The organism is Sphingobacterium sp. UBA5996 (assembly GCF_002429765.1).
In the GTDB taxonomy this organism is placed as follows: Bacteria; Bacteroidota; Bacteroidia; order Sphingobacteriales; family Sphingobacteriaceae; genus Sphingobacterium.
The window spans coordinates 194,184-208,449 of sequence record NZ_DJAS01000004.1; the positions used below are offsets into that span (position 1 = coordinate 194,184).

A 14,266-nucleotide genomic window follows, 5' to 3' on the forward strand; every position below is an offset into this window, starting at 1 on the left:
GCGGCATGCAAGTATATTTTGATAATGCTGCGACTACAGCCTTAGATCCTGAAGTAATAAAAGTAATGATCGATGTGATGGAAAATAACTTTGGTAATCCATCCTCAATCCATAGTCACGGACGACAAGTAAAGACAATTGTAGAAAAAGCACGTAAAACGATTGCCAATTTGTTTCATGTGTCTCCTGCAGAGATATTTTTTACATCGGGTGGAACGGAAGCAGACAATATGGCTATCGTGAGGTCGATAACCGACTTTGGGATAACCCATGCCATTACCTCACCTATTGAGCACCATGCCGTATTACACACCTTAGAGGAACTGCAAAAAGCAGGTAAAGTGCACCTTGACCTGCTGGAGGTTGACGAAAAAGGCAATTTAAATATCAACCAGCTGGAAGAGCTTTTAAATAGTAACCCACGTACTTTTGTCTCCATTATGCATGCCAATAATGAAATTGGAAATCTCAACGATATTCACCGTATCGCCGAGTTATGCCAAAAGTACAATGCTATATTTCATTCCGATACTGTGCAGACTATGGGGCATTATCCACATGATCTTACTCAACTTAAAATAGACTTCGTCACAGGAGCTGCTCATAAATTCCATGGCCCGAAAGGGGTCGGCTTTCTTTATATAAACGCCAATAACAAGATCAAACCTTTAATCTATGGCGGAGCACAAGAACGAAATATGCGTGGCGGAACAGAAAATGTATATGGTATAGCAGGACTTGCCAAAGCGCTGGAACTTGCCTATGAAAACATGGATGAACATCATACTTATATTCAGGGGCTCAAATCTTATATGATTGACGAGTTGCTGAAAGCAATCCCAGACATTGGCTTTAATGGCGTTATCGAACCAGACAAATCATTGTACACCGTATTGAATGTTTCTTTCCCTTGCAGTAACCTTGCCGATATGCTCCTTTTCAATTTGGATATTGCAGGCATATCATGCTCTGGAGGCAGTGCATGCAGCTCAGGGACCGACATAGGCTCTCATGTATTGAATGCGATCAAATCGAGCGCTGAACGCCCCTCGGTGCGTTTTTCATTTTGTAAAAATAATACCAGGGAGGAAATCGACTTTGTCGTAAAAACGTTAAAGGAACTTTGTACAAAAAACCAATAGTACTTCCCGATAAAGCTTGAAAAGTTGCTCCCAAATGAAAATAAAGCATCGATCATATGTTCGAATGTTTTAAAGACTAAAATAAACTCAAAAACAAAAAAGCCGGAGGTACAAACTGCCGGCTTTCTTATTTTTACATCATTTATATAAAGTGAACTCAATTTTTCGTCAGAACATAGTATTTGGATATATCTCCAGTAATGTCATTTCCTGAGAGATCCAGCTGACTGAGCATCCTATTTCCAAGTTTGAATTTATAATCTACACCATCTAAGGTAATAATATTGCCATCCAATTTCCACTTTCCTTCCCGAACAAACACATCCTCACTTTTATTTAGATATTTAGATGAATATTGATAAGTATTGTCAGCATGTAAAGAAATGAGTGTTTCAATCCCATCACAATCCGCACAAGGCATTACGCCCTTGTACTCACCAATCACTACTTCCGCCTTATCTCTTCCTTTAAGATCCTGTAAATTATCTTTGTAGACGGCTACACTTTGTTTGGGATTATCACATCCCACCATTCCAACTATCAACCACAAACCCACAATCCAAATATACCTTTTCATCACATTCTAAATTCAAAAAAATCAGCATCTAACAGTTACACCAATAAACTCATAACAAATTAAATACCAAAAAATTAGAAAAGATTAAAAATCATCATCATCATCCTCTGCCAAAACTGCCAATGCGCCCTGCAACTCGCCCAAGGCATGGAAATTACGACTCTTGCGGGCGATATCGATTCCAGCTCGGTACGTAGCAATCGCCGAATCCTGTCTACTTAATTTTTCGTACAATTTACCCAAATGATAGTAGGTTCCTACATAATCTGGATTCGACTGTACTAAATCCTCGAATCTCGACATAGCCTCCTGCTCATTCCCCTGCTTGAGATATTCAGCTGCAATCGCATATTTCAAAAAAGGATCCGCTGGGCTCTCTTTCAAAAATTCATTCAATTGGTCCAATCGTGTTGACATATTTTTTTATTTCAAACTTAGACAAATTGAACTTTATATCCAATATAATACGTATACCTAGTGATAACAATCCACATCCCTATATGATAGAAAAAAAACCAACACTCTTCTAACCCTTGAGAAATCTATACTTATCCAAAAATTACTATGCTAGCATACAAAATGACAATTTGCTGACGAAACAAATCTGTTGTCAGAAATCACTTGTTCAAAAAGAAAAATTACAAAAACAGCAACAAAAGCATTAAATATCTTGTTACATCAAAAAAAATTATCTGAAAATGCTTGAAAATTTTAAAAATATTCAATATCGGTCAACTGCTATCTCAAGGGATTTTGGTTGATCTGAAACTTTATAATTAAATGAAAATATAGTAAGTTTGGGTAAAACCAATCGTATATGAAAATATTAGTTTGTATAAGTAATGTCCCTGACACTACATCCAAAATCACTTTTACAAATGACAACACTGCATTTAATACAGCTGGTGTACAATTCATTATAAACCCTTATGATGAAATTGCTTTATCTAAAGCAGTGGAATTGGCCGAAGGTGGAAAAGGAACCGTAACTGTCATCAATGTGGGGGATGCATCGACAGATGCAACCATTCGAAAAGCATTGGCAATTGGCGCAGATAACGCTGTACGGATAGATGCCGTTCCCCGCGATGCTTGGTTTGTTGCGAATCAAATAGCAGCGTATGCCAAAGACAATGCATTTGACTTAATTTTAACTGGTCGTGAATCTATCGATTATAATGGTGCTCAGGTGGCGGCAATTATAGGAGAATTGCTGCATATCCCTTCTGTTTCCATAGCCAAAAAAGTCGAGGTTGCAAGTGATATGGTGACTGTTGAACGTGAAATTGAGGGTGGGAAAGAAGTGTTAACAGCCAAGTTACCACTCGTCATAGGTACAGCCGAAGGTGTTGCTGAGCCTAAAATACCCAATATGCGTGGTATTATGAGTGCACGAAGCAAACCGCTGGACGTGGTGGAACCGTTCTCCGTAGAACTTCTAGCTCATATTGTCAACTATGAGACACCAGCTCCACGAGGTACGGTCAAACTTGTTGACGCTACCGAGGTAGAAAAATTAGTTTCTCTTCTTCATGATGAAGCTAAAGTTATTTAATCTTTAAACGCTAAAACACTATGTCAATACTTGTATATGTAGAAAATACCGATGGAAAATTCAAAAAATCTGCTTTTGAAGTTGTTTCGTACGCCAAATCCATCGCCGATGACATACAGACTGATGTTGTTGCAATTTCAATCGGGAATGTTGCCGAAGACGAACTCGCCGCTTTGGGCAAATATGGTGCTTCGAAAGTATTAAATGTCAATCAGGAACAACTTGCTTCTTTCGTAAACCAAGCTTATGCTAGTATTATCGCAGAAGCTGTAAAAAGCACGGGTTCAAAATTGCTTGTCTTATCCAATTCATTTTCTGGAAAAGGACTCGCTCCGCGTATTGCGGCGAAATTGCAGGCCGGGTTAGCCGATGGCGCGCTCGAATTACCCCACATTACGGATGACAAACTTACAGTCAAAAAAACAGCATTCTCCAATAAAGCTTTTGCTACACTCGAGGTCAGCTCAGAGATCAAGGTCATTGCGTTAAACCCCAATGCGTACGAAACTAAAGATGTTGATGGAAAGGCTATAGTTGAAACCTTTGCGCCGAGTATTGACCAACTAGATCTTTCAACCGTGGTTAAGGAGATTGTGCGCGCAACAGACAAAGTCTCTTTACCGGAAGCTGAAATTGTGGTTTCTGCAGGCCGCGGGCTCAAAGGCCCCGAAAACTGGGGAATGATTGAAGAACTTGCGGATGTGCTAGGTGCAGCTACCGCATGTTCGAAACCTGTATCCGATGCCGGCTGGCGCCCCCATTCGGAACACGTGGGACAAACAGGTATTGTAGTGAGCCCTAATCTCTATATTGCAATTGGTATCTCCGGTGCAATTCAACATTTAGCCGGGGTGAGCTCCTCGAAAACCATCGTTGTCATCAATAAAGATCCGGAAGCTCCATTTTTCAAAGTGGCCGATTATGGAATTGTAGGAGATGCTTTCGACATCGTTCCAAAATTGACGCAAGCACTGAAGGCTTATAGAGGTATTTAAACCTTTTATCCCATATATTCTCCCCATTTATTGAAAATGAATGGGGAGTTTTTTATTGGTTATAATTGCATATAAAAGCAAATTTATCTAAGTTTGTAAACCGGTTTGAAATTAAAATGAAGAAAATCAGATTAGATATCGTTGGTTTATCCTATAGTCAAACCCAATCAGGGGCTTATGCCCTGGTATTAGGTGAAGTGGAAGGCAACAGAAGATTACCCATCATCATCGGCAGTCACGAGGCTCAAGCTATTGCTATTCGGATAGAAAAAATGATTCCTAGTCGCCCGCTGACACACGACCTATTTCAATCCTTTGCAGATTCATTTGGAATTCAGCTTATTGAAGTGCTTATCTACAATCTAATTGAAGGCATATTTTATGCTAAAATTATCTGTTCCGACGGCAACAAAATAGTAGAGATTGACGCGCGCACTTCTGATGCTGTTGCACTCGCTGTACGGTTTGAAGCCCCCATATATGCCTACGAATTTATTATGTCCTCTGCAGGAATTATTATTGAAGGGCATGAGTTCGCATTTTTGGAAAATCTGGACAAATCCAACAAAGTTCAGGACCCAAGTGTTGTTGAGGTCGAAGAAAAAACACCGTCAAAGTCCCCACAGAATCCTTTCTCGGCATTGACAAATGAGCAATTGGAACAAGCACTTAATCAGGCATTGACCGAAGAAAACTACGAACGGGCTGCGTTGATTAGGGATGAGATTTCCAAAAGAAAATAACGCCTTTCATTAGAGCGAAACAAAATTTTAAATAACATCATTTATGTCTATTAAATTAAGATTGACCATCATGAGCTTCTTTCAGTTCTTTGTCTGGGGAGCATGGTTGATTACAATAGCTAACTATTGGTTTGGCACAAAGCAATGGGATGGTACGCAATTTGGAGCCATTTTTGCGACAATGGGAATCGCATCTCTATTTATGCCTACACTGATGGGAATCATTGCCGATCGGTGGATAAATGCCGAAAGATTATATTTTATTCTTCACTTATGTTATGCAGGTGTTTTATTCTATTTACCTCAGGTAAATGATCCAAACACCTTTTTTTATGCAATGCTTGCGGCGATGTGTTTTTATATGCCAACGTTGGCGCTATCGAATTCCATCGCTTATACTGCACTAAATGAAAACAACTACGACCTGGTCAAAGCGTTTCCCCCTATCCGGGTTTTTGGCACGATCGGTTTTATCGTCGCGATGTGGATCACCAATTTAACGGGTAGCAAAGCAACGGCCTTTCAATTCTATATCGCCGGCACTGCAGCGTTGGCTTTAAGCCTTTACGCGTTTACGTTACCAAAATGTCCACCGAAAAAATTACAACAGGAAAATGCTTCTTGGACACAATTATTAGGTCTGGAAGCGTTTAAGCTTTTTGGAAATTATAAAATGGCCTTATTTTTTATTTTTTCCATGTTCTTAGGCGCAGCACTCCAATTGACCAACGCCTACGGTGACGTATTTTTGGATGAATTTAAATTCTACCCTAAATTTGCCGAATCTTTCGTTGTGAAATATTCGACAATCATTATGTCAATTTCACAGATATCCGAAACCCTCTTTATTCTCGCTATTCCATTCTTCCTCAAAAGATTCGGAATAAAAAAAGTAATGTTGATTTCTATGTTTGCCTGGGTATTACGTTTTGGATTATTCTCATTTGGGGATCCTGCTGGTGGACTTTGGATGATTGTACTATCCTGCATCGTATATGGCATGGCCTTTGATTTTTTTAATATTTCAGGTTCACTGTTTGTCGAAACCTCGACAACCTCCAGTATACGCAGTTCTGCCCAAGGTTTATTTATGATGATGACAAATGGTTTTGGCGCCGTTGTAGGCAGTTTTGCCTCTGGATGGATCATTGACCAATACTTTACCAAAAGTTTTCAGCATAGCAAAGATTTAGCCCAATACCTGGACACAACAGTGAATAACACCCACTTTCTACATTTTTTAAAGGAAAAAAATATTTCGATCTTACCTGACGGTGTTTTAAGTGGCAATCTTATGCTAAAAGACTGGCATGATATCTGGCTTGCATTTGCGCTTTACACCTTTGTTATCGCAATCCTTTTTGCTTTATTCTTTAGACATAAACACGAGCGTTAACCGCTAAGCTTAAAAAAAAAAAGCCGCAGTTAGCGGCTTTTTTTTTGTAAAAGACAAATCGGATGTATGGATGGTATTTTACTGTTAAAGATTTTTTTTACCACATGGGCAGTCAGTGATAACAAAGTTTAAACGAATTTTACCACGACGGGGTTAAAAACAGTGAAAGGTAACCTGGGGAGATTACCTTCACTTTAAAAACAAACTAAATTTTCAGACGTGTTTCACAACAGATCTACACATTAACCCTAACTCTTTATGAATCAAAAATTACTCTATACAAATATAGGAGACATATGTTAAGTGTATCTTAAGCTATCTTTAAACTTAAAACAACGCTAAAAAAGTTTTTATCTCACCTCTATCGTTTTCGTTGCCGCATGTACTCTATTGAAAAGATCGATCGCCTGAACCTCAATCTGATATTTCCCTGCTTTAAGTTTTGGCAGATTAGCGGCCCACAAATGGCTTGATTTTTCAGGGTTGGAAGGTCTACGGGTGTTCTTCAATTCAGTTGCTGTATCATATTTAGCCAATGAATTTAGAAATGCCGGATCGTTTTCATTTACAAAGTCCATCTCTTTCCATTCCCCCTGATTGATTCTAAACCTGACCTTATCGCCCTCCTTTCCAATAAAGAAATTAGCGTATATCGGATATCTTTTGGTGTACTTTTCCGGAATAACCGAAGCACCGTATAAGTCGATCTGATACGATGCCGGCTTATCGACAACCTTGTAATCGAAACTGTATTGATTATCCTCAATTTTCAAAATAGCATATCCTTTTGGTGTACCATCCCGCATCGTAGAAACAGGAATCCCTTTCTCATTCAACTCGCCAGAGTACCAATCACCCGATGTAGTGCCTACGTTATATTCGTGATGTGCCTTTTCTTGTTTCCATCCGTCTTTTTGCCCATAAAAATACTGACGTTGAAAGTGTGTATGTGCTGATAAAGACAAGGTATGCTTAAATGGAGCCAAAATATCGAAAAGACGTTGTCTATCTTCATTTCGAAAGACATCTGAGTTTTGATGGTATAAAGGAATATGGAACGCCAATACAATCAGTTTATCTTTGGCAACGTTTTTTAAGTCATTTTCTACAAAATCTAACTGATCTTTACGGAATCCACCTAAATACCCTTTTCCTGTGCGTGGATTCGGATAAATAATATTGTCCAGAATAATAAAATGTGCGTTTCCATAGTTGAATGCATAGTTGTTGGGACCAAAAGTTTTCTCAAACGATTCATCGGAAAGACTATCCACTTTTGCATCATAATTCATATCATGGTTTCCCATGACATTATACCACGGCAATCCCATGGTAGAAATCACCGACTTATATTTTGGCTGTAGGGAAAGATCATCGCCCACCAAGTCGCCTAAGCTGATGCCAAATTTTGCAATTGTCTTATCCGAAATTTCATTGATCACCCCGTTTTTGAAATAGGCCAGTTCTTCCTCCGTGTAGGCCTGTGGATCACCGAAAACGAAGGCCGAAAAGTTTGGATCTTCTTCTTGCTGATACAAAGCAAAATTCACCGCAGCCGGGATCTTCCCTGTAGCAACGACGGCAGGGTATTTTGAAACTGGACTGCCGTTCAATTTATGGATATAATAGAATTTTGGATGATTATTTTCATCCAAAGGCAAGGCATAACCTGACGGTTTGACGACGAAAATGATATTGTCATTCCCAATGGGTAATTGATAATTACCATCTTTATCTGTGGTAGTTACCTCACGTCCGTTACTAACAGAAACAGACACAATACCTTTTTCATTTTTATCTAATTTTCCGTTTTTGTTTACGTCCAAATAAACTTTTCCTTTTGCAAAATCTTGTGCGTGCGCAGCATGGACGAATGCCCACGAAATTGCTAATGCCAAAAATGTTCTCATATGTTATTTTGTTTGGCGCTAAAGTATTCCATTCAGGTTATAGGAGTATAAAGAGAATATCAAGAATTCATCAAGAAACGAAGGGTTTATCATCAAACCAACTTACTAATTAACACATATTTAATACTAAAGTAATAGGGATATTATTCGTACTTTATACGCATTCATCCGAATGAGGTCCCTATCAGATCGCTGTTAGTTCCGTTTAAAGTACCTGTTATTTCAGGTTGTATTAGTAGACTGACCTTTGTTCTTCCTCCGAAGTCTTACATAAATGTTCCGAGAAAAAAGAGTGGATACAAAAAAAGAGAAACCAATTGCTTAATTTCTCCTTTTACCATTATTGTCTATTTCTTAACTATCTTGCCTGCGCGGTCGCCAACATGCGGTTGACTTCATCAATCATAGACTTTGCCGCGTCATGCATGCGCGGATTGCCTGCAAAATCGGCATCTAAAGTTACATGTTTGGATTTATCTTTATAGTTGAATTCCAGATAAAAACGTGGAACCTTAGAATTTGTCGAATCCTGCTGCCATTCGGGACCTGTCATATCTGTATCCAGATTCCAAAACCCCAGCTCCATGGCTTTGCGATGGAGATACAATAGATCGTCTTTTGTAAATTTTACAGTATCGGTAATTAAAGAATCTTTTTTGTCTAAATATTTATAGATACGCGTTTTAGAATTGTATTCGTTGACCATGTGGTTCGGCTCGCCGTATTTGAATTCTATGGATTCAAAATCAGCAAAACGAAAAGGGGCATTTTTGATCATATTACTATAGTAATAAACACAATACATCAAAAACGGCACAATAATACAAAGGCCCAAAAAAATCTTCTTACTCTTTATTGTCATTGCTATAAATTTTGACAAAAATAAGGATTTATATAGGGTATAAAAGTTTATATCAAGATATGACATAAAACCTACATGAGTTACTGCGATCTAGATATTAGGAGAGCCTGCATCAACAAAGGTCTTGGCATACCAGCTATCGGAAAGATCAGATATAATAACACCCTTGCGAGTTGACACATGCACAAACTTATTATTATGAAGGTATACACCAACATGATCTATCCCGTTACGCCCGAACGAAAAAAATACGAGATCCCCTTCTTGAAGTTTATCGACCTTTTTTCGCTTTACTACTCCTTCCATGTCACGGGAAGTGCGCGGCAAATTTCCTTTATATACTTCCATGTAGAGCAGATTTACAAAGCCCGAACAATCCACACCGGATTTGTTCTGTCCACCCATACGATGCGGTATTCCCATCCAGTCATCGATAAAAAAGTAAAGGTTTGGATTTAGCTTTTGGGCACTCACATTAAGTAAGTCGGCATAACTGTCAAGCCGAGATCCCGAAAAGGATCTTCCTCGCGCTGAACTAGCATCTGTCAAAACGCCCCCCTTAGCAGGATGAGAATTAGCGATAAGTACTTTTTTCTTTGTTGAACAACTGCTCAAAAATAGAACTACACCCAAAAAGAAGACGAAATAAAATCTGACAATCATGCTGTTCAATTTACGTTGTTGCCTAACAAACTTAACTAAATTGCTGTTTATATGCAATACGTTTACCGTGTTGCCAAAAACATTTTGCGGTAATAACCACTTTTATAACCCCCATCTAACACCATCGACTATTGGCGAATTTTCACCAATGAGGTATCAGCTACATCTATTCCACTGCGATCCCCCTTCGAAAGATTACTTTTCTCGCTAAGAACGTCAGATCAGGAAAAGAATTGTTCAGAAATCGTAACTTTGACGCCTAATTTATTTGAGAATGGAAAAATTAAAAGGTGCATTAGCTGTCTTTTTAGGTGCAAGTAGTTTCGGAATACTATCAACGTTTGTAAAAAAAGCTTACGGTAAAGGACTGACATTAGGCGAAGTAACGGGAATCCAGGTCTTGTTTGGCATGCTTATACTGTGGCTTATTTATATTACCATTAAACTCTTTTCGGCAAAGTCGTTTCAATCTTCAAACAAGAAATCTTCCTGGGTCAAAATATTAATCAGCGGTACTTCTACCGGTCTGGTGAGTGTTCTCTATTATAAATGTGTTCAGCTCGTTCCCGCTTCATTAGCTATAGTCTTGCTAATGCAATATATCTGGATCGGTGTGCTTATTGAGTTTATCTTTTTCAAGACAAAACCTTCAAAGAACAATCTGATCGGCATTGGAATTGTACTTATTGCAACATTATTAGCGACTGGGCTCATTGAAAAAGGATTACAACAACTCAATTTAACCGGTGTGTTATTCGGTCTTTTGGCGGCGACTGCCTATTCGGTCTTCATGATTGTAAATGGGCGTGTCGGCAATGACTACCACCCCATTCAAAAAAGTGCTATTATGGTAACAGGTTCTTGTATCCTGATCTTCACTTTATTTCCACCGACTTATTTATTCAATGGTCAATTTGATGATAATTTTTTATATTTTGGATTGATACTTTCTTTATTTGGTACAGTCATTCCGCCATTATTGTTTGCCTATGGTTTACCTAAAACTGGATTTTCCTTAGGAGGAATATTGAGTTCGGCCGAACTGCCTGTGGCGACCTGTATGTCATTTTTCATCCTTCATGAAAGTGTATCGACTATTCAATGGCTTGGGGTGCTTTTGATCTTGGGTACCGTTATCTGGTTAAATGCAGCAAAGAGTAGTACACATTAGAGTTAAAGATCACCTTTCGGTCAGCTTTCTGCAATCAATTTGAGGATATCTATCCGAATACAGCAATTAAACCTTCGCAGTGTAGTAGACACCGACGGCAACAAAAGCGAATGAAAGTTGTTTCTGGCAATGACAGCAAATAACTTTCATACAAAAGAGGCAATCTTATTAGAGAAGATTGCCTCTTTTGTATGTTATAAATCTTTATTGAACTAATGTATCAATGTCTCTGGAACTTCTTCCACCTCGACTTCACAGGAGTCCGTTACTTCCATATATTTTACCGGCACGACCTCATTCACCAGTAAGGGATCGTATAAAGTCCGCACTTTAACATAATTTTTAGAGAAACCATGCATGTAACCGTCTTTCTCATCAGCCTCAAACAATACGTCTCCGATTTCTCCTAATTGAGATTCATAGAAAGCACGACGCTTCTTCTCGGAAAGGATATGCAACATTTTGCTCCGATCACTACGTTGAGCTCCTGGTACAGCGCCCTCCATTTGTGCGGCAATCGTATTCTCTCTTTCAGAATATGTAAACACATGCAAATACGAAATCTCCATATCGTTCAAGAAATTATACGTATCGATAAAATCCTCACGTGTCTCTCCCGGAAATCCAACAATGACGTCAACGCCTATACAGCAATTGGGCATCAGAGATTTGATAAACGCGACGCGCTCTGTATAGAGCTCCCTTTTGTATCTTCTGCGCATCAAACTCAGAATTTTATTGCTTCCAGACTGTAAAGGCATATGAAAATGTGGAACGAAACGTTTTGATTGCGCTACAAACTCAATAATATCATTGGAAAGCAGATTGGGTTCTATTGAGGAGATACGAATTCTATCAATACCTTCGACATCATCCAATGCTTTTACCAGATCAAGGAAGCGGTCTTCTCGCTTACCATCGCGGATACCAAAATCGCCAATGTTTACCCCTGTTAACACAATTTCTTTAACCCCGGAAGCTGCAATTTCTTCCGCCTGTCGTACAATTTCTTCAATCTTACCGGAGCGGCTTCCGCCGCGCGCTAGGGGGATCGTACAAAATGTACATGAGTAATCACATCCGTCCTGTACTTTTAGGAAAGTACGCGTACGATCACCAATCGAATAAGCAGATACAAATTGATTGGTCTCATCAATCGGACCATTATAAACGATTGTCTTTTCCTGTTTGGTCAAATCATTGATATGCTCAATAATATTAAACTTTTCAGCAGCACCCAAAACCATATCTACACCAGGGATCTCGGCGATCTCTTTTGGTTTTAGCTGCGCATAACAACCAACAATCGTAATATAAGCATTGGGAGAGTGCTTTAAAGCTTCCTTAACCACTTTTCTACACTTCTTGTCAGCATTATCCGTTACCGAACATGTATTGATTACATAAACGTCAGCACGACTATTGAACGCTGTGGTATCATAGCCCGCTTCTTTAAATAAACGACCAATGGATGATGTCTCCGAATAATTCAGTTTACACCCAAGTGTATAAAAAGCTACTTTTTTATTCTCCATAATATTTTGCAAAATTACATTTTTTTTCACTAACCCCTCTTATCATTTTGAGTTTTGACTTTCTCGTTATAAGGATTTTCATTAGTTTTGACTATCTTGAAAGGCTTAATGCATCAACAGCTTATCAGAGGCTGACGAAATCAAATTCGAACACCATGCATTCAAATATCTCCCGATTGAGAATCAGACATATAAAATAGGGCTAATCGTTCCCACACAGTTCGATAATAGCATTGATATTTAATATTTAACAATTACTTTTTTACAGATGAAACAATATTTAGATTTACTCAGACATGTATATACGAATGGTGTTGTAAAGACAGATCGTACTGGCACAGGTACCAAAAGTGTCTTTGGATATCAGATGCGTTTCAACCTTCAAGAAGGTTTTCCTCTAGTAACGACAAAAAAATTACACCTTCGATCCATTATCCATGAGTTAATCTGGTTCTTAAAAGGCGAGACCAATATTCAGTATCTCAAAGAAAATGGCGTAAGCATTTGGGACGAATGGGCTGACGAACAAGGAAATTTGGGCCCGGTATACGGATCGCAATGGCGTTCTTGGCCAACACCTGATGGCCGTCATATTGATCAAATCGCACAAGTAATTAATCAGCTTAAAAATTCGCCGGATTCCCGTCGTATTATTGTATCGGCATGGAATGTCGCTGAAATCGAACATATGGCATTGCCACCTTGCCATGCCTTTTTTCAATTTTATGTCGCTCCAGCGCAACCTGAAAAAGGAATTTTAAAGCCACAATTGTCTTGTCAACTCTATCAGCGTAGTGCGGATATATTTTTGGGCGTACCTTTTAACATTGCATCTTACGCACTTCTCACCATGATGGTTGCCCAAGTGTGTGATATGGAAGCGGCGGAATTTATTCATACCCTAGGGGATGCGCATATTTATAGTAACCACTTTGAACAAACGGAACTTCAGTTGAGCAGAGAGCCCAAAGCGCTACCCCAGATGAGAATTAACCCCGAAGTAAAAGATATTTTTGATTTCAAGTTTGAAGATTTTGAATTATTGAACTACGAATCACATCCGCATATCAAAGCTCCGGTTGCTGTTTAATAATGACGGCAGCTAATTTTGCAACAATATTCTTTTAGAGGACGAATAATCACATTATATCAAAAATGAGCAACCCAACGATCACATTAATTGTCGCTGCATCGGACAACAATGCCATCGGAATCGACAACAAGATGCCTTGGCATTTGCCAAACGACTTTAAATATTTCAAGAAAAATACCATTGACCATTCTGTACTGATGGGAAGAAAGACATTTGAGTCCATAGGTAAGGCATTACCGGAAAGAAGGAATATTGTCATCACACGCAACGCAGATTTTCAAGGCGAAGATATTGATGTCGCTAACAGTATTCAGGAAGCACTTTTATATTGTCGCGACGAGCGCGAGGCATTTATTATTGGGGGTGCAAACATCTATCAGCAGGCCCTTCCACTCGCCAACAAAGTACTTTTGACACGGGTGCATACCACCATCAAAGGAGATGCTTTCTTTCCTGCATTACCATCCGAAGAATGGGAATTGGTTTCCTCAGATTCGCATCAAGCAGATGAAAAACATGCATTTGCTTATACCTTTGAAGTTTATACAAGAAAATAGATACGTACTAACTAAATCAGGACGAACAGCTATAAAGAAGCTCGCTCATCCCCTTTTCTGTTTAACC

At 38.9% G+C, this 14,266-nt stretch carries 14 protein-coding genes; 8 read left to right on the forward strand and 6 right to left on the reverse strand.

The window, feature by feature from the left end:
- Nucleotides 1–5 precede the first annotated feature (5 nt).
- The gene (locus tag B3E00_RS03790) at nucleotides 6–1,142 is read left to right on the forward strand and encodes a cysteine desulfurase family protein (RefSeq protein ID WP_293937045.1); all 1,137 of its coding nucleotides are present in this window, start codon (nucleotides 6–8) and stop codon (nucleotides 1,140–1,142) included.
- Between the two features lie 157 nt (nucleotides 1,143–1,299).
- Here B3E00_RS03790 and B3E00_RS03795 read toward each other — a convergent pair whose 3' ends face one another.
- Both B3E00_RS03795 and B3E00_RS03800 read right to left on the reverse strand, forming a co-directional pair.
- Nucleotides 1,300–1,719, reverse strand: a complete 420-nt coding sequence (locus B3E00_RS03795) for a copper resistance protein NlpE (protein WP_293937047.1) — start codon at nucleotides 1,717–1,719, stop codon at nucleotides 1,300–1,302.
- Nucleotides 1,720–1,803: 84 nt separating this feature from the next.
- Nucleotides 1,804–2,136 carry a tetratricopeptide repeat protein gene (locus B3E00_RS03800; protein WP_209576582.1) on the reverse strand — a complete coding sequence of 111 codons (333 nt, stop codon included), beginning with the start codon at nucleotides 2,134–2,136 and terminating at the stop codon, nucleotides 1,804–1,806.
- Between the two features lie 400 nt (nucleotides 2,137–2,536).
- On the opposite strand from B3E00_RS03800, the gene B3E00_RS03805 reads away from it, so the two are divergent.
- From B3E00_RS03805 to B3E00_RS03820, 4 genes are all read left to right on the forward strand, one after another.
- Nucleotides 2,537–3,274, forward strand: coding sequence for an electron transfer flavoprotein subunit beta/FixA family protein (locus B3E00_RS03805; RefSeq protein ID WP_209576584.1), 738 nt, complete (start codon nucleotides 2,537–2,539; stop codon nucleotides 3,272–3,274).
- Between the two features lie 20 nt (nucleotides 3,275–3,294).
- A complete protein-coding gene (locus B3E00_RS03810) occupies nucleotides 3,295–4,269 on the forward strand; it encodes an electron transfer flavoprotein subunit alpha/FixB family protein (RefSeq protein WP_209576586.1) in 975 nt (324 codons plus the stop codon).
- Nucleotides 4,270–4,385: 116 nt separating this feature from the next.
- Complete coding sequence (locus tag B3E00_RS03815; protein WP_209576588.1) at nucleotides 4,386–5,012, forward strand: bifunctional nuclease domain-containing protein; 627 nt, start codon at nucleotides 4,386–4,388, stop codon at nucleotides 5,010–5,012.
- Between the two features lie 43 nt (nucleotides 5,013–5,055).
- Nucleotides 5,056–6,408, forward strand: coding sequence for a nucleoside permease (locus B3E00_RS03820; RefSeq protein WP_209576590.1), 1,353 nt, complete (start codon nucleotides 5,056–5,058; stop codon nucleotides 6,406–6,408).
- Nucleotides 6,409–6,758: 350 nt separating this feature from the next.
- On the opposite strand, the gene B3E00_RS03825 is transcribed toward B3E00_RS03820, so the two are convergent.
- From B3E00_RS03825 to B3E00_RS03835, 3 genes are all read right to left on the reverse strand, one after another.
- Nucleotides 6,759–8,318, reverse strand: a complete 1,560-nt coding sequence (locus tag B3E00_RS03825) for a calcineurin-like phosphoesterase C-terminal domain-containing protein (protein ID WP_209576591.1) — start codon at nucleotides 8,316–8,318, stop codon at nucleotides 6,759–6,761.
- 358 nt (nucleotides 8,319–8,676) lie between these two features.
- Nucleotides 8,677–9,096: a hypothetical protein gene (locus tag B3E00_RS03830; RefSeq protein ID WP_209576593.1), complete on the reverse strand. Its 420-nt coding sequence runs from the start codon at nucleotides 9,094–9,096 to the stop codon at nucleotides 8,677–8,679.
- Nucleotides 9,097–9,270: 174 nt separating this feature from the next.
- The gene (locus B3E00_RS03835; RefSeq protein ID WP_209576595.1) at nucleotides 9,271–9,843 is read right to left on the reverse strand and encodes a C40 family peptidase; all 573 of its coding nucleotides are present in this window, start codon (nucleotides 9,841–9,843) and stop codon (nucleotides 9,271–9,273) included.
- A 274-nt stretch (nucleotides 9,844–10,117) separates the two neighbouring features.
- On the opposite strand from B3E00_RS03835, the gene B3E00_RS03840 reads away from it, so the two are divergent.
- Nucleotides 10,118–11,014: an EamA family transporter gene (locus B3E00_RS03840; protein WP_209576597.1), complete on the forward strand. Its 897-nt coding sequence runs from the start codon at nucleotides 10,118–10,120 to the stop codon at nucleotides 11,012–11,014.
- A 212-nt stretch (nucleotides 11,015–11,226) separates the two neighbouring features.
- Here B3E00_RS03840 and mtaB read toward each other — a convergent pair whose 3' ends face one another.
- Complete coding sequence (gene mtaB / locus B3E00_RS03845) at nucleotides 11,227–12,549, reverse strand: tRNA (N(6)-L-threonylcarbamoyladenosine(37)-C(2))-methylthiotransferase MtaB (RefSeq protein ID WP_209576599.1); 1,323 nt, start codon at nucleotides 12,547–12,549, stop codon at nucleotides 11,227–11,229.
- A gap of 268 nt (nucleotides 12,550–12,817) precedes the next feature.
- Here mtaB and B3E00_RS03850 point away from each other — a divergent pair, with 268 nt between their 5' ends.
- Nucleotides 12,818–13,639, forward strand: coding sequence for a thymidylate synthase (locus B3E00_RS03850; RefSeq protein ID WP_209576601.1), 822 nt, complete (start codon nucleotides 12,818–12,820; stop codon nucleotides 13,637–13,639).
- Between the two features lie 65 nt (nucleotides 13,640–13,704).
- The gene (locus B3E00_RS03855; RefSeq protein ID WP_209576603.1) at nucleotides 13,705–14,199 is read left to right on the forward strand and encodes a dihydrofolate reductase; all 495 of its coding nucleotides are present in this window, start codon (nucleotides 13,705–13,707) and stop codon (nucleotides 14,197–14,199) included.
- Nucleotides 14,200–14,266: the final 67 nt, after the last annotated feature.

What these genes read in the sequence shown, in the direction of transcription:
- B3E00_RS03840 (WP_209576597.1), top strand. Translation starts at nt 10,118, where the DNA reads ATGGAAAAATTAAAAGGTGCATTAGCTGTCTTTTTAGGTGCAAGTAGT.
- B3E00_RS03805 (WP_209576584.1), top strand. Translation starts at nt 2,537, where the DNA reads ATGAAAATATTAGTTTGTATAAGTAATGTCCCTGACACTACATCCAAA.
- mtaB (WP_209576599.1), bottom strand. Translation starts at nt 12,549, where the DNA reads ATGGAGAATAAAAAAGTAGCTTTTTATACACTTGGGTGTAAACTGAAT.
- B3E00_RS03835 (WP_209576595.1), bottom strand. Translation starts at nt 9,843, where the DNA reads ATGATTGTCAGATTTTATTTCGTCTTCTTTTTGGGTGTAGTTCTATTT.
- B3E00_RS03815 (WP_209576588.1), top strand. Translation starts at nt 4,386, where the DNA reads ATGAAGAAAATCAGATTAGATATCGTTGGTTTATCCTATAGTCAAACC.
- B3E00_RS03820 (WP_209576590.1), top strand. Translation starts at nt 5,056, where the DNA reads ATGTCTATTAAATTAAGATTGACCATCATGAGCTTCTTTCAGTTCTTT.
- B3E00_RS03855 (WP_209576603.1), top strand. Translation starts at nt 13,705, where the DNA reads ATGAGCAACCCAACGATCACATTAATTGTCGCTGCATCGGACAACAAT.
- B3E00_RS03800 (WP_209576582.1), bottom strand. Translation starts at nt 2,136, where the DNA reads ATGTCAACACGATTGGACCAATTGAATGAATTTTTGAAAGAGAGCCCA.
- B3E00_RS03795 (WP_293937047.1), bottom strand. Translation starts at nt 1,719, where the DNA reads ATGAAAAGGTATATTTGGATTGTGGGTTTGTGGTTGATAGTTGGAATG.
- B3E00_RS03825 (WP_209576591.1), bottom strand. Translation starts at nt 8,318, where the DNA reads ATGAGAACATTTTTGGCATTAGCAATTTCGTGGGCATTCGTCCATGCT.
- B3E00_RS03850 (WP_209576601.1), top strand. Translation starts at nt 12,818, where the DNA reads ATGAAACAATATTTAGATTTACTCAGACATGTATATACGAATGGTGTT.
- B3E00_RS03830 (WP_209576593.1), bottom strand. Translation starts at nt 9,096, where the DNA reads ATGATCAAAAATGCCCCTTTTCGTTTTGCTGATTTTGAATCCATAGAA.
- B3E00_RS03790 (WP_293937045.1), top strand. Translation starts at nt 6, where the DNA reads ATGCAAGTATATTTTGATAATGCTGCGACTACAGCCTTAGATCCTGAA.
- B3E00_RS03810 (WP_209576586.1), top strand. Translation starts at nt 3,295, where the DNA reads ATGTCAATACTTGTATATGTAGAAAATACCGATGGAAAATTCAAAAAA.